The sequence below is a fragment of the Staphylococcus sp. FSL K6-3157 genome (assembly GCF_038005145.1).
Lineage (GTDB): Bacteria > Bacillota > Bacilli > Staphylococcales > Staphylococcaceae > Staphylococcus > Staphylococcus equorum.
In genome coordinates, this window is the sequence record NZ_JBBOSM010000001.1 from 1,578,451 (window position 1) to 1,601,485 (window position 23,035).

General features: G+C 32.2%; 22 protein-coding genes. 6 read left to right on the forward strand and 16 right to left on the reverse strand.

Annotation, left to right across the window (positions count from 1 at the left end):
* Positions 1–177: 177 nt before the first annotated feature.
* The 8 genes from sbcC to sosA all read right to left on the reverse strand — a co-directional run bounded on the left by sbcC (position 178) and on the right by sosA (position 8,937).
* On the reverse strand, positions 178–3,207 hold the full coding sequence (sbcC, locus tag MHB47_RS07620) for an exonuclease subunit SbcC (protein WP_340755974.1): 3,030 nt from the start codon (positions 3,205–3,207) through the stop codon (positions 178–180).
* Positions 3,208–4,338, reverse strand: a complete 1,131-nt coding sequence (gene sbcD, locus MHB47_RS07625; protein ID WP_340755976.1) for an exonuclease subunit SbcD — start codon at positions 4,336–4,338, stop codon at positions 3,208–3,210.
* A 165-nt stretch (positions 4,339–4,503) separates the two neighbouring features.
* Positions 4,504–4,971, reverse strand: a complete 468-nt coding sequence (locus tag MHB47_RS07630; protein WP_002507699.1) for a CcdC family protein — start codon at positions 4,969–4,971, stop codon at positions 4,504–4,506.
* A gap of 398 nt (positions 4,972–5,369) precedes the next feature.
* Positions 5,370–5,552: a hypothetical protein gene (locus tag MHB47_RS07635; protein WP_002507700.1), complete on the reverse strand. Its 183-nt coding sequence runs from the start codon at positions 5,550–5,552 to the stop codon at positions 5,370–5,372.
* A 256-nt stretch (positions 5,553–5,808) separates the two neighbouring features.
* Complete coding sequence (locus MHB47_RS07640) at positions 5,809–6,048, reverse strand: YneF family protein (protein WP_021338794.1); 240 nt, start codon at positions 6,046–6,048, stop codon at positions 5,809–5,811.
* Positions 6,049–6,258: 210 nt separating this feature from the next.
* Positions 6,259–8,247 carry a transketolase gene (tkt, locus tag MHB47_RS07645; protein ID WP_340755978.1) on the reverse strand — a complete coding sequence of 663 codons (1,989 nt, stop codon included), beginning with the start codon at positions 8,245–8,247 and terminating at the stop codon, positions 6,259–6,261.
* 77 nt (positions 8,248–8,324) lie between these two features.
* Positions 8,325–8,573: a DUF896 domain-containing protein gene (locus MHB47_RS07650; RefSeq protein WP_065337908.1), complete on the reverse strand. Its 249-nt coding sequence runs from the start codon at positions 8,571–8,573 to the stop codon at positions 8,325–8,327.
* 130 nt (positions 8,574–8,703) lie between these two features.
* Positions 8,704–8,937, reverse strand: a complete 234-nt coding sequence (gene sosA, locus MHB47_RS07655; protein WP_002507768.1) for a DNA damage-induced cell division inhibitor SosA — start codon at positions 8,935–8,937, stop codon at positions 8,704–8,706.
* Between the two features lie 141 nt (positions 8,938–9,078).
* Between sosA and lexA the strand changes: the two genes are divergently transcribed.
* The gene (gene lexA / locus MHB47_RS07660) at positions 9,079–9,702 is read left to right on the forward strand and encodes a transcriptional repressor LexA (protein WP_002507769.1); all 624 of its coding nucleotides are present in this window, start codon (positions 9,079–9,081) and stop codon (positions 9,700–9,702) included.
* Positions 9,703–9,903: 201 nt separating this feature from the next.
* Here lexA and MHB47_RS07665 read toward each other — a convergent pair whose 3' ends face one another.
* From MHB47_RS07665 to rpsN, 3 genes are all read right to left on the reverse strand, one after another.
* A complete protein-coding gene (locus MHB47_RS07665; RefSeq protein WP_340755983.1) occupies positions 9,904–10,926 on the reverse strand; it encodes a CAP domain-containing protein in 1,023 nt (340 codons plus the stop codon).
* Positions 10,927–10,937: 11 nt separating this feature from the next.
* A complete protein-coding gene (gene guaC / locus MHB47_RS07670) occupies positions 10,938–11,915 on the reverse strand; it encodes a GMP reductase (RefSeq protein WP_002507771.1) in 978 nt (325 codons plus the stop codon).
* Between the two features lie 190 nt (positions 11,916–12,105).
* Entirely contained in the window at positions 12,106–12,375 is a 270-nt protein-coding gene (rpsN, locus tag MHB47_RS07675; protein ID WP_107518652.1) for a 30S ribosomal protein S14, read from the reverse strand.
* Between the two features lie 229 nt (positions 12,376–12,604).
* Here rpsN and rpmG point away from each other — a divergent pair, with 229 nt between their 5' ends.
* The gene (gene rpmG / locus MHB47_RS07680) at positions 12,605–12,754 is read left to right on the forward strand and encodes a 50S ribosomal protein L33 (protein WP_002507773.1); all 150 of its coding nucleotides are present in this window, start codon (positions 12,605–12,607) and stop codon (positions 12,752–12,754) included.
* A gap of 440 nt (positions 12,755–13,194) precedes the next feature.
* Positions 13,195–13,443: a hypothetical protein gene (locus MHB47_RS07685; protein WP_002507774.1), complete on the forward strand. Its 249-nt coding sequence runs from the start codon at positions 13,195–13,197 to the stop codon at positions 13,441–13,443.
* A gap of 99 nt (positions 13,444–13,542) precedes the next feature.
* On the opposite strand, the gene MHB47_RS07690 is transcribed toward MHB47_RS07685, so the two are convergent.
* Positions 13,543–15,030, reverse strand: a complete 1,488-nt coding sequence (locus MHB47_RS07690; RefSeq protein WP_002512326.1) for a catalase — start codon at positions 15,028–15,030, stop codon at positions 13,543–13,545.
* Positions 15,031–15,253: 223 nt separating this feature from the next.
* Here MHB47_RS07690 and MHB47_RS07695 point away from each other — a divergent pair, with 223 nt between their 5' ends.
* Both MHB47_RS07695 and MHB47_RS07700 read left to right on the forward strand, forming a co-directional pair.
* Entirely contained in the window at positions 15,254–16,699 is a 1,446-nt protein-coding gene (locus MHB47_RS07695; RefSeq protein ID WP_107518772.1) for an amino acid permease, read from the forward strand.
* Between the two features lie 183 nt (positions 16,700–16,882).
* Entirely contained in the window at positions 16,883–17,197 is a 315-nt protein-coding gene (locus MHB47_RS07700) for a hypothetical protein (RefSeq protein WP_002507777.1), read from the forward strand.
* Between the two features lie 124 nt (positions 17,198–17,321).
* Here the strand turns inward: MHB47_RS07700 and MHB47_RS07705 are convergent, their stop codons facing one another.
* The 4 genes from MHB47_RS07705 to MHB47_RS07720 are packed head-to-tail and all read right to left on the reverse strand — an operon-like array spanning position 17,322 to position 21,442.
* A complete protein-coding gene (locus MHB47_RS07705) occupies positions 17,322–18,128 on the reverse strand; it encodes a Cof-type HAD-IIB family hydrolase (protein ID WP_107518644.1) in 807 nt (268 codons plus the stop codon).
* Between the two features lie 44 nt (positions 18,129–18,172).
* The gene (thrB, locus tag MHB47_RS07710) at positions 18,173–19,093 is read right to left on the reverse strand and encodes a homoserine kinase (protein WP_340755990.1); all 921 of its coding nucleotides are present in this window, start codon (positions 19,091–19,093) and stop codon (positions 18,173–18,175) included.
* A 1-nt stretch (position 19,094) separates the two neighbouring features.
* Positions 19,095–20,156, reverse strand: coding sequence for a threonine synthase (thrC, locus tag MHB47_RS07715; protein ID WP_340755992.1), 1,062 nt, complete (start codon positions 20,154–20,156; stop codon positions 19,095–19,097).
* Between the two features lie 5 nt (positions 20,157–20,161).
* Positions 20,162–21,442, reverse strand: a complete 1,281-nt coding sequence (locus MHB47_RS07720; protein WP_002512325.1) for a homoserine dehydrogenase — start codon at positions 21,440–21,442, stop codon at positions 20,162–20,164.
* A gap of 190 nt (positions 21,443–21,632) precedes the next feature.
* Here MHB47_RS07720 and MHB47_RS07725 point away from each other — a divergent pair, with 190 nt between their 5' ends.
* Positions 21,633–23,000: an aspartate kinase gene (locus MHB47_RS07725; RefSeq protein ID WP_021338784.1), complete on the forward strand. Its 1,368-nt coding sequence runs from the start codon at positions 21,633–21,635 to the stop codon at positions 22,998–23,000.
* The last annotated feature ends 35 nt before the right edge of the window (positions 23,001–23,035 follow it).

Below are 23,035 nucleotides of genomic sequence, written 5' to 3' on the forward strand. Positions count from 1 at the left end.
ATTGCTTTTAACTACCAACAAAATCTGTCGATTCCGTTGGTATTTTTTATGCCTATTTTTGCGTATAATCTTAAAACTGTAAACTTAGTTTAGCTTTTTATTATAAAAACATCTCAATAAAAAATGATATAAATAAACCAACCAATTGCTATATAATCAATCGGTTGGTTTGTTCAATTATTGCCTTTTAAATTGTGTAGTACTTTGATATTGCTCTGTACTAACTTCAAGTATTAACGGAATTCTTTGCTTAAGTTCACTTACGTGAGAAATAATACCTACCATTCTCCCCGTAGATTTCAAACTCAGTAATGTATCTAACGCTGTTTCTAATGTTTCTTGATCTAATGTTCCGAAACCTTCATCTACAAACATTGAATCTAAAGCAATTCCTCCAGACTCTTGTTGAACTACTTCACTAAGTCCTAATGCTAAGGCTAATGATGCTTGGAAAGTTTCTCCACCAGATAATGATGAAATATGTCGAGATTGATTCGAATGCGAATCAAAGACGTCTATTTCAAGTCCACTGTAACCCTGTGATATTTGTTCTCTTCTTGTTAATTGATAGCGTTGCCCTGTCATCAATGCTAAACGTTGATTGGCTTGAGCAAGAATCCGTTCCAAGTAGTAAATTAATACATAGTTTTCTAAAGTTAACTTTTGATCATTTTTACCTGACAAGATTTCCGCTAATTGAAACACTTCTTGCTGTTCTTTCAATTCCTTTTCTAATTTTTCTATAATTGTATTAATTTCACTGATTTTCTTCTGATTAAAATCAATCTTATATTCATGTTGGCTTAATTCCGTAGCTATCTCTTCTAATACTTGTTGCTTTTGTTGATGAACTTCTTTTAAATGTTGACTATCTTGGAGTTTTTTATTTTTAGTTTCCTCACTGAGTTGCGAAATAACTAATTCCAATGATTGTTTCTCTTTATTGTAAGTGTTAATCTCTGCTTCAATTTTATCTTTATCCGCTACTTTAACAATCGTTGCTTTCACCTGCTCAAATTGAGTGAAGCCAATTCTATCCATTTCCTCATCTATCTTCAGATTCATATTTTCCAATTCATTTTTTAATTCTTTTAGGCTTGATTCTAAATATGCTTTACTATTTTCTTCAATAGACAGTTGTTGGTTACTATTTAGAATATTTTGTTCTAATTTATAACAAACATCGTCATATTCTTTTATCTTTTCTAAATTACTTTCATAAACTTTCACAAACTTAGCCACATTATCAAATTCGGTGTTATGTTCGAAGTCATTTATAGCAATGTCATTTTCTCTTAAAGTGTGTTGGTTATTTTTCATATCTAATTCAAGCGTATGATAACTTTGTTCGTTTTTTTGTAATTGCTCTTTTAATTGATCAATCTCTTCATTTTCTTTTTCTAAATTCTCTTTTTCAACATATTTATGATCAATACACTTTTCAAGTTCATGATAATTCGTATTATTAAGCTCTTCTTGAGAAAATTTTTCTATTTGTTCATTCAAATAGTTCAATTCACTTTCACATTTTATCTTTTTCTCTTTTATATTTTTATGTTGTTCTTCTATTGCAGTTAACGCTTGATGTCTTTCCGTAAGTTCATCAAAGTCTAAATGTTGCTCAATTGAATGTACTTCATTTCCACAAACTGGACATATATCACCTGAATTTAATGCAGATTGAACTTTTGCAATAATATCCTTTTTGTTGTTTAAATCTATATTCGTTTTGTCTATATTAGAATATTTGTCATCTAATTGTTGAAGCTTCATGTGAAATTTTTCTATATCTTTTAATTTCTGTTTTTTTCTGTTTTGTAAGCTTTCAACTTCAATTTTTTTGAGTTCATTCTGTTTTAACTCTTTGATTTCATTATTTAAATTGAAAATTTGTGAATTAAGTAATTCGACTTTTTTATAATCACTCTTACGATGGTTTAACTTCTTAGCGAGATCATCCAGTAGTTGCTTTTGTGTTTTAACCTTTTCCTCAAGTGTTTTGTAAGCTTTATTTATTGTTTCACGTTGATGATATGCCTCTCGATATTTACTTGCTTTATCATAAAACAACTTACATTTTTCTACATACTTTCTAAAACCTTCTAATATATCCGAAGTCTGTAAATGTTTTTCGAGTTGTTTTTTATTTTCATGTGCCTTATCTTTGAGGGTATTAATCGAATTTTGTTTTTCTTCGATATCTTTTATTGATTTTTCTTTTTTTAAAGATAACGTTTCTTTAGACTCTAGCAAATTGGCTAACGGTCTTACTTCATAAATTTCATTTAATAGTTTTATTTTCTTCTTGATTTTGTCATCATCTAAAAGTAGCTGTTCATATTGCTGTTGTTTCTCTTCAAGCTGAGTTAATGCTTCTTCAAGTTTTAAATTATGATTTAAATTATTTTCTGCCGAAGTCACTTCAGCTTTATATTTACTCTTTTTTTCTTTTATTTCCTGTTGTATTTTTCGTGCTTTTTCTTTAAATTCAGGTAATACTTCCATAATTCGATTTGTTTGTCTAGCATTGATTGTTTTATATTCAGTTAATATTTCATCATTAAATGTTTCAATGTCATGCCAATTATTTTCTAATATATTGAATCTCTTTTCAATTTGTTCTCTAACTTCTTTTACATCGTTACTCAAGTGTTTCTGTATTTCTTCAAAACGCTGACTATTAAAAAGTGTTCTTAAAATTTCTTGCTTCTCTGAGCTTTTAGATAGTAAAAATCGCTTAAATTCGCCTTGAGGTAATATGAAAAGTTGTCTGAATTGCTCAGCGTTTACGCCTAATAAATCTCTGATAAATTGATTACCCGTATTTATTTTACTCTCTCTGAGATTATACTCCTCGTCTTCGTATTGGTATATGGCTAACTGGCCTAGTGTTTTATTTTTATTACCTTCTTTAATAAATGCGCCTTGTCTCACAATTTTAAAAATATGATCTCTTAGCTTAAATTCAAATTCTACAGTCATAGGAGTCTTACTATCTGCAAAATGACTCCTTAAATCACTCTCTTTTCTATCTTTAGTAGACGCTTCACCAAAAAGCGCATACACAATTGCGTCAAAAACCATTGTCTTACCTGATCCAGTTTTACCACTGATTAAAAAAAGTTGATTATCTTTTACGTTATTAAAATCTATCATTTCTTTTAAGAAAGGTCCGAAATTATTTAAATTTAATGTTAAAGGTCTCATTTATTCAGACCCTCCTTCTAGTAAATCATTTAGCACCTTAGCTACAGTTTTACTTTGAGTTTGTGTTAGTTCTTCATCAGTAATATTTTTATAGAATTTATCAATTATCGTTTCATCATCTAATTTTTGAATTTCATAGTTATCTTGATGAATATGTGCGCTAAAATCAAAAGTCTGATTTGTAAGTGCTAATGTATTAGGATAAATTTGTTTTAAATGTACCATTGGATCACTGACATGAGACATATGCTTTAATTTGAAATGTAAATAATTATCTTTACCCTTTACCTTTAATTTTTCTTGTATCGCATCTTCGTAATCGCCTTCTATAACTTCTAATTGTCTTAAAGGCGCAATCGGTATGAACTTCTCTTTGATTGTATCTTCCTTAATTTCAATGATTCTATATCCTTTAGGTTGATTCACTTCAGAAAAAGAATACTGAAGTATTGACCCACTATAGCTTATAAAATCAGAATCTATGCTAAACGGATGGTGTAGATGACCCAGCATAACTCTATCAAACTGTTGAAACGAGTCAGCTTCTACAGATTCGACTGTCCCTATAGATAAAGGTCTCTCTGATTCTGAACGCACACCACCTTGTACAGTTAAGTGACCGATAAGAATATTGGTATTATTCTTATTTATATTATTACTCATATATTCAATAGATTTACTTAAAGCTTGTTGGTAAGTTTCTATCGTATTATCTTTTAAAAAGTGTTGAGTTTCATTAATTGTTACAAACGGTAACGTATAAAAATCTACATTTCCAATTGAAATAGGTATATTTATGTCTTCAAGTTTTGTACGTATATATAAATTTGATTTTTCAAACCACTTGGAACCATAGTTCAATCGTTCTTTACTATCATGATTACCGCTTATCATAATGATCGGAATGCCCATCTCTAGATTCAAAGTATCAATTGTACTTTCTAATAATTGGATGGCATCTTTATTCGGATAACTCGTATCATATAAATCACCCGCAATTACTAGGACATCCGGTTGTTCATTGTCCATCGCTTCTATAAAACGATTTAAAATATATGCTTGGTCTTCTAATAATGATTTACCATTTAAAATTCTGCCTAAATGCCAATCGGCTGTATGTATTACTTTCATTTTTACACCTCTAATAGAACGTTTGTTCGTATTTATATAATATAATATTTTTACCACTAAGACAAGTATAAACATAATGGTATTAAACCGTTTTTGCTTTTCTTCAACTACTGCTAATAAAACAATTGAGGCTGAGACATGTATGTATGCCCCAGCCTCTCCAAACTATTGAATTAATGTGCTTTTAAGCTTTTTATATTTATATAACATTGCTAAGCGCCAAGGAACAATCATAGAAAAACCAAGTAAGAAAAACATGCCACCAATTTCTCCTGGATCTATTTTATTGCTAATAAATATTTTAAGTAATGTACGTATTAACAGTAGTGAAATAAGAATGATAGGAAAAGCTTTAGAGCGCTTCATATATATTTCACTGCCCTGAGTTTCAAATTTAGATGTCCATATTAAAATTGTAGAAAACGCTATACCTAAAATAATACATTCTACAATTTCAAGACCAGTTAATCTAAAATATGGAACAACATACATTAAAGCACCTGTTGCCATAAAAAATGGTGGTAATATAATTTTCTTTTCATTAACTGGAAAATTTTGCGCTTTCATTCGCACAAAGATAGCACCTAGTCCCATTATAAAAGCGAAAATTATAGAAATTACTAAATATAACACACTTACACCTTCTTTAAATTTCTATAAGATGATATTTACTTTCGATAGTATATCACTTAACAAAATATTAATCAGCATTTTTAATTCGTTTTCAACTATTTTATCGTTTCTAACATTACATAGTATATATTAGCATTTTTTAATTAAGTAAATAACAACTATCAATATCTTTTCCTTCTATAAATAATAAATTTCTTATACTAACATATATGCGAAGAATATAAATTTATACTATTGTTCCTTTTTTATTCTTGGGAAAAGTGAAGTGCTGTGACTAAAGCTTTGTGAAACTAAAAAATCTAAAACATACACCATAAAAAATGCCAACAAAGTCGTTAAGACTTTGTCGACAATGTGAATGAACCTTGGTAAAGGTTTATTCTATCATTTTTGCTCTATTACACATGCGAATTAACACATGCTGATAATGCATCATTTAGTGTATATCTAAGATAATTCATATCATGAGTTTGCATTGCATTATGATATTTCTTAAAAGCTTCATCGTTCGGAAAGTTAATGTGCATATTAGCTAGACGATCTAATACTTCTCTGTCTTCCATGTCATAAGCATCCTTCACTTATCGATACCTCCCTTATATATAAACAATTATAACAAAAATCATATCACAATCAAATATTTTCTGAATATTTGAAATATAATATTTCCATTTTACTCATTAAATACTCTAGAGTTCGCGACTTAAAACCTTTTATAATACTATTATTCACTTTGAAAAATTTTTAATATGTCTAAGTATTTAATACTTTAACTTTATTGCTAAAAAATAAAGGTTCAAACCAATTCACTTATTGGCTCGAACCTTTTATAGAACCTTATTTTGTTTTTTTCATTTGATCTTGTTGATTTTTGTTCATCATTGTCATCATTTGATTTATTTTCTTTTGAGATGGTTTTTGACCCATTTGCATCATCATCATACGTAGCATCTCTTCGTTAATTGGTGGGTTCTTTTTAAGATAATCCATCATATATTTTCTTGCAAGGAAAAATCCACCGACTAGTCCTAGAATTAGTGCTAACACGATTAATAAAATTGCTAACCAAGTTGCCATTGTTTCACCCACTTTCCTATCCTAATGAATTTTACTAAAATTGGTGCTCCTTTTCAAGAGCAACTCAATTAATATATTTTTTCAACCTTATGTATTATATCAATTACAAAATCAATTTGTAAATATAAGCTATGCTTTATATCTAATAATAAAAATTGGTATGAGAACTTTCGCTCTCATACCAACAATTTAAATAATTAATTATATTAATTAGAATGTTTGTATTTGATTCAATACGTTTTCTTTAGTGAAACCATATTTTTCAATTACTAAATCACCAGGCGCACTTGCACCAAATCCATCAATTGCGATGACTTTGCCTTGCGTGCCAACATATTTATGCCAACCAAGTGGTGAAGCCATTTCAATAGCTACACGTTTTGTAATTGATGATGGTAGTACTGATTCTTTATACTCGGCAGATTGTTGATCGAATGCATTCCAGTTAGGCATTGATACAACACGAACGCCTTTACCTTGTGCTTCTAAATCTTTTGCTGCATCTACAGCAAGATTAACTTCTGATCCAGTTGCTAATAATAAGAATTCTGCTTCTTTATCAGATTCAAACACTACATAAGCACCTTTACGTACGCCTTCTTCAACTGTCTCTTTTGGTAAGTCCATTGTTGTAAGGTTTTGACGTGTTAATACTAATGATGTCGGTGTACTTTCTGATTCTAGTGCTACTTCCCAAGCCACACGTGTTTCGTTACCATCTGCAGGACGAATCACGTTCATATTAGGAATCGCACGTAAACCAGCTAATTGTTCGATTGGTTCATGTGTTGGACCATCTTCACCAACAGCAATTGAATCATGCGTAAAGATGAATGTTGAATTTAAGCCCATGATTGATGATAAACGAAGAGCTGGTTTTAAATAGTCACTGAATACGAAGAATGTTGCACCGTATGGATGTAATCCTCCATGTGCAGCCATACCATTTACTGCAGCTCCCATTGCGAATTCACGCACACCAAACCAAATGTTTTTGCCTTCTGGTGTATCTTTGTCAAAATCAGCTGCCTCTTTCACATTTGATTTGTTAGAACCAGCTAAGTCAGCTGACCCACCAAAGAATGAAGGTACTGTTTTACTTAATGCTTGTATCACTTCACCTGAATCAGCACGAGAAGCACCGCTGTGACCAGCTTCAAAGTGTGGTAATTCATCTTTATAATTTACTGGTAATTTACCGCTAATAGCTAGTTTGAATTCCTCAGCTAAATCTGAGTACTTACTGCTATATTCTTCAACAAGTTTATTCCATGCTTCTTCTTTTTCGTTAGCACGTTTTAGCATACTTTGTTGGAAAATTTCATATACTTCTTCAGGCACATTGAAACGTTTTTCAGGGTCTAGACCATAATTTTCGAAAGCTAATTTTCTTTCGTCTTCACCTAATGGTGCACCGTGCACGCCATGAGAAGCTTGTTTGTTTGGTGCACCATAACCAATAATTGTTTTAACTTCGATTATTGTAGGTACATCATTAGACTTCGCCTCTTCAATTGCTTTATCAATTGCTTCGATATCATTACCGTCTTCAACTAAAATATGTTTCCAACCATATGCTTCGAAACGACCTTTTACATCTTCAGAAAATGCTTTATCTAAATCACCATCTAAAGAAATATCATTAGAATCATATAAAACAATAAGCTTATCTAATTGACTATGACCTGCTAATGAAGCAGCTTCATGTGAAATACCTTCCATTAAGTCACCATCAGAAGCAAGTACATAAGTATAATGATCTACAACTTGTGCATCATCTTTATTAAACTTGCCAGCTAAGTGTTTTTCTGCCATTGCCATACCAACTGACATAGCGAAACCTTGTCCAAGTGGACCTGTTGTTACTTCAATGCCATCCGTATGTCTAAATTCAGGATGACCAGGCGTTTTAGAATCCCATTGTCTAAATTGTTTAAGTTCTTCTAATTCTAAACTACCTGAAACATGTAATAAACTGTATAATAACGCAGAACCATGTCCCGCAGATAATACAAAGCGATCTCTATCAAAGAAATCTTTTGATTGGGGGTTAAAGTTTAAATGACGCGTCCATAAAGTATAGGCCATAGGAGCAGCGCCCATTGGTAATCCAGGGTGACCTGAGTTTGCTTTTTCAATAGCGTCGATACTTAACGCTCTAATCGTATCTATCGCTAATTGATCTTTTTCTATATTCATCTAATATGACTTCCTTTCTTCTAGCAAGATTCAATATCATTATACATTACTTTTCTTCTATTTAACAAAAAATTGATTTAGTTTTTATCTTCTTTATCTTTAGAATCTAATATTTTTTTCACTTTATTAGGTGTAACATCGTTACCTTCTGAATCAATAACTCTCGTACTTTCAATTTGTTGTTTGAACTTGCCTCTAAATTCATCTAAATAAGCTTTGCGCAACTTAGATTGTTCTTTAGCTTCAGTTTGAGTAAGTCCTTGTTCCTTTTTCTTCTTTGCTAATTCATTAATACGTTCTAAATCTACGCCACCCTTGTTAGCCATAGTAAACCTCCGTAATTTATAATCTAGAAAAAATATAACAAAAAAGCGAGCGAAACTAAATCGTTTCGCTCACTTTATCCCTATTTACTATTAACATGCTTGCTTTCCCAAATCACTTCTATTTAGATCGTTATTTAACTGCTGCTATAACCGGTTGGTGTTCGTGTTCGCTATTACCTTCAGTTTTCACGTTATATTGTTCGCTTTGTACCGGTTCACTCGTTAATTGATGATCGGTCATTTCGTACGTCTGTTCTGATTCTGCGTTGTTATGCGCACTTATAATAAATAATGCGCTTAATAACATCGTAACAAATAACACTGTTATATATGCTTTTATTTGGTGTTTATATATTTTTATCATTAATAGTCACTCCTAGAACGTTTGTTTGTATTTATACCTTACCAGAACACGTGTTCCGAGTCAACAAGAAACGAACAAACGTTTGTAATATCTATATATGCATGCTATAATAAAAACAAATTAATCTAGGGAGTGCCTACTATGAGAGAGTTAACAAAGCGACAAAGTGAAATTTTCGAATATATAAAACAAACAGTTCATTCAAAAGGATATCCGCCAAGTGTAAGAGAGATTGGTGAAGCCGTTGGACTAGCATCAAGTTCTACAGTTCACGGTCATTTATCAAGGTTAGAAGAAAAGGGTTATATAAAAAGGGATCCTACTAAACCTCGGGCAATTGAAATTGTATCAGAACAATTAGGTGATACTTTAAATATGGAAGAAACTATACATGTTCCTGTAATCGGTAAAGTAACAGCGGGCATACCTATTACTGCTGTAGAAAACGTTGAGGAGTATTTCCCATTACCCGAACACTTCACTTCAACTCATAATAGTGATATTTTCATTCTCAATGTAGTTGGTGACAGTATGGTCGAAGCAGGTATCTTAGATGGCGATAAAGTAATCGTTAGAAGCCAGACAATCGCTGAAAATGGTGATATTATCGTTGCTATGACTGAAGATAATGAAGCTACTGTTAAACGATTCTATAAAGAAAAGACACGTTATCGCTTGCAACCTGAGAATAGTACAATGGACCCTATCTATTTAGAACATGTAACTGTATTAGGTAAAGTTGTAGGACTATTTAGAGAAATGTAATTATAAATTCAACCCTTTAAAAACACTCTCACAAAAAATAAGAGGTTGAGCTATGAGCTCAACCTCTTATTTTTTGTCTTTTTTATCTAAGACTTCTTTTACTTTTTCAAGTATATCTTCTGTTTTATCTTTTTTATTTGTTGTCATAACTTATTCATCCTCACAAATAGTAAGATACCCTCTTATAACAATCAATAAACACTATCCACTGTAATTTTCAGTCCAATAAGGTTGTCTTTCCTCATTAAAGTCCACACCTACACCTAATGTTTTGAATTCTTTTTTTAGTATGTTCTTTCTATGTCCTAATGAATTCATTAAACCTTGGTGCGCATAAATGCTACTTGTTTGACCATAAGCTAGATTTTCACCTGCTGCATTAAAATCATGACCGTCTGCTTCTAATCTGTCGAACGGTGATTCGCCTGATAAATTATCATGATTAAAATAGTCATGCTCTGCCATATCTATACTATGTTTTCTCGCAGTATCAGAAATACTAGCCGAATAATTTAACGATGCTAAATCACGTTGGACTCTCTCAGCGTTTACTAAATCAAAGTTTTGTAATTCAAAACTTTGCGCCAATCCTTCTGATGGTGCAGCATATTGTTGTTGTAAGCGGTTTTCCATTTTTTCGCTAACTTGTAGAAGTGCAGTTAAGTTATTGTTTTCATGTTTGTCATAAAAAGCTGTTGTATAAATTTGATCATCATGAAAATTGTCAAATTCATCATCTTGCACATCAAATTTTACATGACCTTTTTGTTTTTCAGTAATAGGTTCACCTAATCTATCTCTAACGACTTCTTTCGGTGTTCCATATTTAATTTTTGATTTTGATGAGATTACATTCTGATTACTATAAAGTGCGTTTACTTTATCATCAATGTAACTCACCATCACAAATGATCTATAATCACCAGAATAGTAAGTATGCCAATTTGTGCCATACTCATTAGAAGTCACACGTTGTGCGTCTCCTAACTTTTTGTCAACTTCATCCTTAGTCATATTCATTTGAACATTATTTACAGCAAATTCTTGTTCACTTGGCACTTTTAGCGCATCATCAGATGTAGATTGTTCTGATGTCCAACCGTCCACTTTTGATTTAAACTGTTGTTGTAATGATGTCAGAGGTGTAGTTTCTTGGATTGGAACGACTAATACTATTATTAAAAAAACTACTATATATAATAAAATTTTTCTGATTTTATACACCCACTATAAAACTAATCTCTATCACCATTAAAAATAGAGTTTCTAACGATTACATAATCCACTTTTCTTAACGATTTCAAATCTTTGCCACCTGAATACGAAATTGAACTTTGTAAATCTTGTTGCATTTCTATTAGAGTATTAAGTAAAGAACCTTTGTGTTCAACAAACATTTTTTTACCTTCAACATTTTTGTGTTCGCCTTTTTGGAATTCAGAAGCACTACCAAAATATTCTTTATACATTTTACCATCTAATTCAACAGTTTCGCCAGGAGATTCTTCATGAGCTGCAAATAATGAGCCCACCATTACCATTGATGCCCCAAAGCGAATTGATTTAGCGATATCTCCATGCGTTCTGATACCACCATCAGCAATGATTGGTTTGCGTGCTGCTTTACTACAATGGTTGAGTGCCGATAACTGCCAGCCGCCAGTACCAAAACCAGTTTTAATTTTAGTAATACAAACTCGACCAGGCCCTATACCTACTTTCGTTGCATCCGCGCCTGCATTTTCAAGTTCACGAACGCCTTCAGGTGTACCCACATTACCAGCAATTACAAATGTCTCTGGAATATGTGCTTTTATATGTTTAATCATATTAATGACTGAATCTGAATGACCATGTGCAATATCAATTGTAATATAGTCAGGGATTATATTTTCTGCTGCCAATTTTTCAACAAAACCGAATTCACGTTCTTTTACTCCTACAGAAATAGAAGCGAACCAACCTTTATCTTGCATCTTTTTAGTAAAAGGAATACGAGCTTCTTCATCAAATCTATGCATAATATAAAAATAATTATTTTCCGCAAACCATTCTGCTAATTCTTCATTCATAACTGTTTGCATATTTGCTGGTACTACAGGCAACTTAAAGTTTCTTGAACCAAATTTAACAGTTGTATCACATTCAGAGCGACTATCAACAATACATTTATTTGGTATCAATTGGATATCTTCATAATCAAAAATTTTCATAATTTAACAAACCCCTAACATTTTTAATAAAACAATAATATAATCGTAAGATTTTCATGATGATTTCAAATATTGTACAAGGAAAATACATATATTTACAGCAAATTCCGAACAATAACTTTTTGATTTATCTTAACCAATTGATAATATACATTGTTTTACTACAAATGTAAACGAACTTGGGTCGTATTTACCAACTTGATTTTTTAACCCCTGGAATTTGTCCTTTATGCGCATATTCACGAAAAGCAATTCTAGACATTCCAAATTTTCTATAAACACCTCTGGGTCTTCCAGTAACCTTACAACGACGTGTCAATCTTGTCGGTGATGCATCTCTCGGTAATTTTCTTAAAGCTTCATAATCTCCTTTAGCTTTTAATTCTTGACGTAATTCATAATACTGAGCGACTAAGCGTTCTCTTTTTTGTTCTTTTACTATTTTTGATTTTTTTGCCATAATATATCTCTCCTTTTAAATCGTAATCATTTCGCTTTAAATCATAACACATCCTTTTCATTAATCAAACAGAAAGTTCCATATTCAAATTTTTATTGCAATTTTTTGAATGACATCATTTGTTTCTTCATTATTAGATATATATTTATAGAAAAGTAATTGAAATTGCATAATTTATATGGTAGAATTTTAAAGCGTAATCATTCCTGTTAAGAAAGAGGTGTTAACTTTGCGCGTAAATATTACATTGGCTTGTACTGAGTCTGGCGAGCGTAACTATATTACTACTAAAAATAAACGTAATAATCCTGAGCGTATAGAACTTAAAAAGTTCTGCCCAAGATTAAATAAATATACGTTACATCGTGAAACAAAATAATATGATGTTAGACCTTATCTTTTGAATACGACATATTTAAAAGTAATACTGAACTTAAATTATTTGTTAAGTTCCAGAGATAAAGATGTTTCCATTATGGAGACATCTAAGAATTTAGATAAACCAATTGCTATAAAAGCATTTGGTTTATTTTTTTAAGTATTTTTATTGAGAGTATCTTTTTGTCTATTCTATTATATAAGGCTTTTCATAATAAAGAGGCCTTCATTTTAATTTAAAACTTTAAATTTTATTAGATTATCACAAATAAATAAACCCTTTTGCTACGCTTTTTATAACTTTCAAATCTTATTTTTCATTAATAAGTGTTAATTAACATTTTACAACTTAATTGTCACTTTTAAATTTTTGCACAGTCTTCTAATCAACCGTGAAACATCTTATAATAGTAGAATCATCTATTATTGGAGGAGAATTTTATGGAAAATCGCCACATGTCAGACGAGCAGAAAAGTCATATCATTAATTCAATAACGACAAAAACGAAAAACAAAAGTATTTGTAATTGTGAACACCCTAAAATCGAAATTTTAAATGGTCATTATTTCGCACCCCTATTAACAGCTTCATTAGGAAATGATGCAACTCCATTAATTGCACTGATGTGCAATAATTGTGGTAAACTTCATTTTTACTCACAAAACTTTTTAGGTATTAAAACGAGATAACATAAAAAGGTAGCTTCCATTATATTGGAAGCTACCTTTAATTATAAATTCTGCTTGAAAGTTTTAAAAATCTTAAAAGTTAATACCCATCATATTAACTTAGTCTGCTACTTCTAAGTCTACATCATTGATATCAATGCCTAATGCATTTGCCACACCTTTACCATATTCACTGTCAGCTTTATAACAATGACGGATATGACGATGTTGAACTTCTAATGTAGTACCTTGCATTTCGTTTGCAGTATTTACAAATATACGCTCTTGTTGCTCTTTAGATTGTAATCTAAATAAGCGACCTGGTTGTTCGAAGTAGTTATCATCATCTTGTCTATAATCATATTCATATGCTTCGCCTTCAATTGGTAATCCAGGTTTTTTAAATTGTGGTTGATCCTCAAAAGAACCATCACTATTTGGATAATAGTGTGTGCCACCGCCTTGATTATTATCTAAAATTCTCATTTGACCATCTCTACTGAATGGACAAATATTTTCAACACCTACACCTTTAGGTTGGTTTACTGGAATTTGCCAATGGTTAGCACCTAAACGATATCTTTGTGTATCACCATATGAGAATAAACGACCTTGTAACATTTTATCCGGTGAAAAATCTAATCCTGGAACAATGTTTGTTGGCGCAAATGCAGCTTGTTCAACATCTTGGAAGTAATTATCAGGGTTGCGGTTAAGTTCCCATTCACCAACTTCAATTAGTGGGTAATCACCTTTATACCAGACTTTAGTTAAATCAAACGGATTATCTTTATGATTTCTTGCTTGCTCTTCAGTCATCACTTGAATATATAATTTCCATTTTGGATAATCTTTATTTTCAATTGCTTCGAATAAATCACGCTGTGATGATTCTCTATCGTTAGCAATAACACTTGCTGCTTCCTCAGGTTGTAAGTTTTCAATGCCTTGTTGAGTTCTGTGATGGAATTTCACCCATACACGTTCACCCTTGTCATTGTACATTGAATAAGTATGAGAACCAAAACCGTGCATATTTCTAAAACCTTTTGGAATCCCTCGATCTGACATCAAGATTGTTACTTGATGCAATGCTTCAGGTAACGAAGTCCAAAAATCCCAATTGTTTTGTGAACTACGCATATTCGTTCTTGGATCACGTTTTACTGCGTGATTAAGACTCGCAAATAATTTAGGATCTCTAAAGAAGAATACTGGTGTGTTATTACCTACTAAATCCCAGTTACCTTCATCCGTATAAAATTTCAAAGCAAATCCACGGATATCACGTTCAGCGTCTGCTGCCCCACGTTCCCCAGCTACTGTAGAAAAACGTGCAAACATTTCTGTTTGTTTTCCAACTTCTGAAAAAATACTTGCAGAAGTATACTTTGTAATATCATTTGTAACTGTGAACGTACCAAATGCACCCGAACCTTTCGCATGCATGCGTCGTTCAGGAATAACTTCTCTATCAAAGTGAGCCATTTGCTCTAAAAAGTACCAATCTTGCATTAATAATGGCCCTCTAGGTCCTGCCGTCATACTATTTTCTCTGTCCGAGACTGGCGCACCAAAAAGGCTTGTCAATTTTTTATCATTACTCATAAAAATTCCCCCTCGATTTTCTAAATAATAATAATTATTATCTAGCACTTATTTTAATGTAATATAACTTTAAAAGCAACAAAGTCTCATTGAAATATGTGAAAGTTTTCTAAATATTTAAATATTTTATGAATTTTAAGTCACAAAAGGCATTGCTTGTATCACTTAAAAGCATTAAAATGGATTGTATATATAAAATTCAATAGATTATAGGAGATTTTTTATGGCACAAAATAATATGAATCGTGGTCTTAACTCTCGACATATTTCAATGATAGCAATTGGTGGCGCCATCGGTACCGGGTTATTTGTAGCAACTGGGAATGTTATATCTCAAGCTGGTCCAGGCGGCGCAATATTGGCTTACTTGATTATTGGCGTAATGCTATATTTCTTAATGTCGTCTATCGGTGAATTAGCTACGTTTTATCCTGTTTCGGGATCGTTCAGTTCATACTCTACCCGTTTCGTGGATAGTTCATTAGGCTTTACGATGGGTTGGTTATATTGGGCAATATGGTTACTCGTAACGAGTGTTGATATTATTATATCTGCAAGTGTACTTTATTATTGGGATGTATTTCAATTCTTTTCACCAATGACGTGGAGTATTATCTTTTTATGTTTACTCTTTTTACTGAACATTTTTTCAGTTAAAGCTTTTGGTGAAACAGAATTTTGGTTATCTCTAATCAAAGTAATAACAATTGTTGTATTCATCGTAATCGGGGTATTAACTATTGTTGGTATCTTAGGCGGCAAAACATATGGCTTAAGCAATTTCACAAGCGGAGAAGCACCGTTTGTGGGTGGATTTTCAGGCTTTTTAGGCGTATTACTGGTCGCAGGTTTCTCTGTTGGTGGTACTGAAGTTGTTGCTGTAACAGCTGGTGAATCATCCAATCCACATCGATCAATGCCTAAAGCAATTAAACAAGTATTTTGGAGAATTTTATTATTCTATGTATTATCAATAGCTGTCATATCAGCAATTATTCCTTATACTGATCCAATGTTATTGAACCAAAGTGAATCAGTAGCACAAAGTCCATTTACAATTGTATTTGACCGTGTAGGAATTGCATTTGCAGCATCTGTAATTAATGCTGTAATTTTAACTGCATTATTATCTGCAGCGAATTCTGGTATCTATACAACGAGTCGTATGCTATTCTCAATGGCTGAAGATAAGCAGGCACCAAGATTCTTAGGTAAATTAAATAAAACTACAAAATTACCGATGGCTGCACTTTTCACTACTTTTATCATTGTATTAGCAATAATTATTATCGCTCAATTTAAATCAGACATTATTTTCACATTACTTAATATCATTGGTTCTTTAGTCATTGTAATTTGGGGATCCAGTATTTTATCACAAATAAGATTACGGTCAGCAATTAAAAAACAAAATAAAAATCCTGATGATGTACTTCCTTATAAAGCACCATTTTATCCATTAGGACCTATCATTGTAATTCTTGCCTTACTATTCTTATTTGTGGGAAATTCATTTGGCGCTGTTATGGCTGGTGATTTTGGAGCATTATTCCGAAATATTTTCCCTATGATTATTTTAGCTATTATTTATTTTGCACATAAGTATTTCAAAAAAACTAAAATTGTTAAACTTGAAGAATTGGATTTAAAGAGCCACGATTATAGTTAGTGTTTCAGCATTGATACACAGAAGCAATTATTTGTTTCTTGGATCAATGCTTTTTCTTTTATAATAAATAGTGTTTATTTAATTCAATACAATTTCAAATCTATAAAGCATTGATATTTTCAGTTGAAGGGAAAATATAGTATAATAAATTATAATAATAAACGTAACTTAGAGGTGGAAACTATGATTGGACAAACGAATTTATTTGACGATATTTTAGAAACTGAGGAACGCTTCGTTATTGTTGTGCAATCACTTGAAGATAGACATAACCGCTTAATAAAACGCACATTAAGGGAGTATAGTAGTTTAGACCATTCACAAATGGAAAGTCTTTTTAACCATCTTAAAGATTTATTTCTCGAGGAAGATTTCGAAGAAAATCAATCTGCATTTTCTATTACAGTCTACACAAATTTAGATTATGCAGCCGACCAAGTATACGCACATGTTAAACGACATCGTGGTAAAAATGAATGGACACATACAGCAAAATAAATACGAAAACATACTTAATGCTCTATTCATAAAACAAATCACCAATTCAACGGCTTAATATGCCGATGAATTGGTGATTTTTAAATACCACGAATATAAACTGGACTTAAATCCAAGCCTATTTCTATTTTATTATTTTTTGTAAAGTGTGTGGAATACCATTATCAATATTACTTAAAGTAATTTCATCAGCTACAGCTTTCACAGCATCATTTGCATTGTCCATGGCTACTGCATAGCCTACAACTTCAAGCATTGATATATCGTTAGAACTATCACCAAATGCGATAACTTGTGCTATATCTATATCCAATTTCTCACATAGAGCAATAATTGCATTTCCTTTAGATACGTCTTTAGTCATGAATTCTAAAAAATAAGGTTTGCTCGTTGTAACATCAACAGCATCATTGAAACTACCATCTAATTCAGTGTTAATAGCTGACACCTTAGAAACATAATCAACACCCATAATTTTAGGCACATCTGTTTGAATATACGCCTTCATATCATCTACATGTTTCATTGGTAAACCAGTAAGTTCTGATTCAATGTTCATATATTCGTGTTCACCTTCATAAATGATGTGACCATCTTGATAAGTTAATACAAATAACTCATGTTTTCTACAAAAATCTACAATTAAATCAAAATTTTCTTTTGTTATTGCACGGCTCACTTCAACCGCTTCATCACGAACATTGATTGTTTGACCACCATTATAACTAATCACATAACTATTATGTTGATCTAACTCTAATAATTTCGCAGTGGGTAGCATACCTTCAGTTGGACGACCTGAAGCTAAAATAACTTTATACCCTTGTTTTTGTATCTCAGTTAAATAAGATTCTGTTTCAGGGCTGACTTTATTTTCAGCATTCATCAAAGTATCGTCCATATCCATTACTATAACTTTAAATTTACTCATGTTGCCTATCTCCTTTCAACATCTTCAATCTATACTACACCAAATTAAAGATGTTGGTACAATACTTTAGATTCTACACCAGATTCGTTGATTGTAACAAGTTCAGATCGGCAATTTTCAAATTTATGCTTCAATTCCCTTACTAGCTCCCCACTTCGTTCAGGTGCGATTAAATTTAATACCGTAGGCCCTGCACCACTTATTACTGTCGCATAAGCTTGGTATTGTTTAGCAATCGCTTTAATCGATTGGAATTCAGGTATTAAATGCTGTCTATATGGTTCGTGGAAGCCATCTTGCTCCATCATCTTGCCAGCGAGTTCATAATTGTGCTGTATAAGTGCACTAATCATTGTATTACTTATTGCACTGTTTTGAACCGCCTTTTTGTGTGAAAAAGTATCAGGTAATGCATTTCTTGAGTCAGTTGTCTTCAATTCATACGACGGAATTGTGATAATGATATCTACCTTAGGTGTATCAATATAAGACACATCTGTAACTTTTGTATCTGGATTATAATATCCGAGTACTAAACCACCATATATCGTCGGTGCTACGTTATCAGGGTGTCCTTCAAATTCTGTAGCAAGTTGTAGCAATTCATACTTAGACAGCTCTATATCACCAAAATAATTAGCAATATAAAGCGCACCTACCAAAGCAGACGCTGAAGAGCCTAACCCTCTCGCCAATGGAATTTCACTTCTCATTTCTATCTCTAGGTTGGGTAACATAACGTTATATTTACGCGCAACCTTTTGAGCAACTTGATAAATATAGTGACTGTTATCAGTTGGTAATCCTTCAACATTGGGACCAATATGGTTAAATGTCCAAACATTACTTTCACTTACTTTCACATCTAAATATAAAAATTTATTTAAAGCCATTCCTATAGAATCAAAACCGACACCTAAATTTGCAGTAGATGCCGGAATTTTTAAATATAACCTATCGCTCATGCTATAGTGCTCCTTTGATGTAGTCTAGAATACTCTTTCTATCATTTGGTAAAGGTTTAATAGGGTTATCTAATAAAGAAATTGCAGTGTCAGGATCTTTTAAGCCATTACCTGTTAATACGGCCACTACTTTTTTATCTTTTGGTAATTTTCCAGAACGGTGTAATTTAATTAATCCCGCGATTGAAGCATTACTTGCAGGTTCACTAAAGACGCCTTCTTTTCGTGCCATAAGTTGATATGCTTCTAAGATTTCTTCATCAGTCACACTGTCGACTAATCCATTAGATTCATTCAATGCATTTGTCGCTTTATCCCAACTTGCAGGGTTTCCTATTCTAATTGCTGTTGCAACTGTATCAGGATCCTTTACTACTTTATTTTGTACAATTGGTGAAGCACCTTCAGCTTGGAATCCATACATGTTAGGTAATTGCGTATCATGTTTGTCGTGATATTCTTTAAAACCTTTCCAATAAGCTGAAATATTTCCAGCATTACCTACTGGTATAGATAGAATATCAGGTGCAACACCGTCTAATTGTTGAATTACTTCAAAGGCACCTGTTTTTTGACCTTCAATACGGTATGGATTCACTGAATTTACAAGTGCAATTTCACCGTTTTCAGCAACTTCCTGAACAATCTCTAAAGCTTCATCGAAATTGCCTTCTATTGAAACAATTTCAGCACCATACATAACTGCTTGAGATAATTTGCCTAAAGCAATTTTCCCTTCAGGTATTACTACGATTGCTTTTAAACCAGCACGTGCAGCGTATGCTGCAGCTGATGCTGATGTATTACCTGTAGATGCACAAATCACTATCTTTTTGCCTTCTTCTTTTGCTTTAGCCATAGCCATAACCATGCCTCTATCTTTAAACGAACCTGTTGGGTTTGCACCTTCATACTTCACATGTAATTCAATACCAAGCATTTCTGACATGTTCTCACAGTATATTAATGGAGTATGACCTTCGTTTAATGTTAACTGTGGTGTCTCTTCATTTACTGGTAAATATGTTTTAAATTCTTCAACTAATCCTAGCCATCTTTTCATAAATATTAAACCCCTTCTACTGGATAAATTTTCTTAACAATATAACCTGACTCTGTAATAGAGGTCTCTGGTGCTTCATCAATACCCACAATGACTATACCTACAGTATGTGCATCGCGCTCTGATACTGATAATGATTTATGGAAAGGTAATTTACTTTTAATTTGAGTTTCAACTTTGTTTATTTCTTCACCATCTGTTTGGACTACTAAGTAATAACTTTCTTTATCTTTAAGAGAAATTGTATCATCGTCATCCATCATTTCTTTTGTTTCTGCAGTTTTCAATTCAAAGTGTGGTGGTAATGTATGCAAATTCGTTTCGAAATTTAATGTGACATTTAATAAGTCACTTACTACAGCACTACCTGTAGCTAAACTACCCGCACCTTTACCATAGAACATCGTTTCACCGACAGCATCACCAATAACATAAATTGCATTGAATTCATCTTCAACTGAAGCTAATTGATGTGCTTTATTAATTAGTGTTGGCGCAACAGAAGCTTGTACTTGGCTATTTTCATATGTACCTTTACCAATTAATTTGATTTTATAGCCTAATTCATCGGCTACTTTAATATCTGAAAGTTCAACGTCACTAATACCATGTCTATCTACATCAGCTAAATTGATAACTTGATTAAATGATAAATAAGACGTGATTACTACTTTTCTTGCTGCATCGATACCTTCCACATCATCAGTAGGGTCTGCTTCTGCAAAACCTAATCTTTGTGCTTCGTCTAAAGCATCTTTAAATGATGTTTCTTCTTGAGTCATTTTACTTAAAATAAAGTTTGATGTTCCATTTAAAATACCCATGAATTTACTGATATTATTTGCATTCAAACCGTTATTTATCGCATTGACGATTGGTATACCGCCTGCAACACTAGCTTCATATTTTAAAGCTACATCATTTTTTTGCGCTAATTCTTCTAATACATTCAAGTGAACTGCCAATAAATCCTTATTTGCTGTAATAACATGTTTTTTCTCGCTTAAAGCACTTTTCAACCAATCTACTGTTGGTTCAATACCACCCATGACTTCTACGACGATATCAATTGAATCATCCTTTAATATTTCATCAATATCTTCCGTCAAATGATACTTCGAAACATTTATAGGTCTTGAACGACTCTTGTCGCGTACCAAGATATGTCTAATATTAATATCTTTGTTCATTGTTTCTTTAATTTGTTCTCTATTCTCTTCAATAATTTTTACTACACCTGAACCTACAGTACCTAAACCGAGCAGGGCTACATTTAATTCCTTCATAAATTCATTCCTCCGATTGTTCTTCTAAAAAATACAATTGTACAGTTGAAAAATACTTGAATATGGTATAGTATAAATTCATTCATTATTTTTGTAAAGCTTGAAAATCTAAATCGTATATCTATCCTATCACTCTCGTGATAAAAACTAAACAAAATTTTCTGATTTTTTAGAAAGGTTGTATGTCACTATGAAAGTTTCAAAATTTGGAGGAAGTTCTGTTTCCAATGCAGAACAAATTAAAAAAGTATTAAATATTATCAATTCGGATGAAGATAGAAAGATCACTATTGTTTCTGCACCAGGTAAACGACATAAAGAAGATGTGAAAACAACTGACTTATTAATTCGTCTATACGAAAAAGTAATCGATCATTTAGACTATATTTCTAAAAAAGAAGAAATCATTCAACGTTATGCCGATATTATTCATGAATTACATATGAGTGATACATTACTATCTACGATTGATCAAACTCTAGAGTCTTACATTGCTACATTAAAAGACAAACCTTCTCGTTTGTTAGATGCGTTATTATCTTGTGGAGAAAACTTTAATGCTCAATTGATCGCTGAGTATAATAACAGCCAAGGAATCCCTACCCGTTATATTTCGCCCGGAGATGCTGGCATAACTGTTACAGATTTACCTCAAAATGCCCAAATCTTAGATCAATCTTATGAAGCGTTATATAAATTAAGAGAATATGATGAAAAATTAATCATCCCAGGTTTCTTTGGTCTTTCAAGACAAAATTACATTGTTACATTTCCTCGTGGCGGATCTGATATTACTGGAGCAATTGTCGCTAGAGGCGTTAGAGCAGATATATATGAAAACTTCACAGATGTATCTGGTATTTTTAGAGCCAATCCTTCTATAGTAAAAGATCCTGAAGTGATTGATGAAATTACTTATAGAGAAATGCGTGAACTTTCATACGCCGGCTTTGGTGTGTTCCATGATGAAGCATTGCAGCCATTGCATAAAGATAGAATTCCTGTCGTTATTAAAAATACGAACAGACCCAATGATATAGGGACATATATTCGTCATGATAGAGAAATCAACTCTAATAATGTTATCAGTGGTATTAGTTGTGACAAAGATTTCACAGTACTGAACATCAAAAAGTATTTAATGAATAGACAAGTAGGTTTTACACGTAAAATATTAGGTGTACTTGAAGATTATGAGATTTCATTCGATCATATGCCTTCAGGTATAGACAGTATCAGTATCATTATGCGTTCAAAAGAAATTCAACATCGAGAAGAACAAGTCTTGAACGATATTCGCGAACGTTGTGATGTTGATGAGTTGAGTGTAGAGCACGATTTAGCTGTACTCATGATTGTAGGAGAAGGCATGCATAGAATTATCGGCACAGCCAATACAATAACGCATGCGCTTGCTGAGGCTAATATAAATTTAAAAATGATGAACCAAGGTGCTTCGGAAATATCAATCATGTTCGGAATAGATGTATCAGATGCAGAAAAAGCGGTTAAATCAACATATGAATACTGCTATAATGGTCAATGTTTAAAGATATAACATGCTTTATTCATAAATATTAGATAATAAAAATC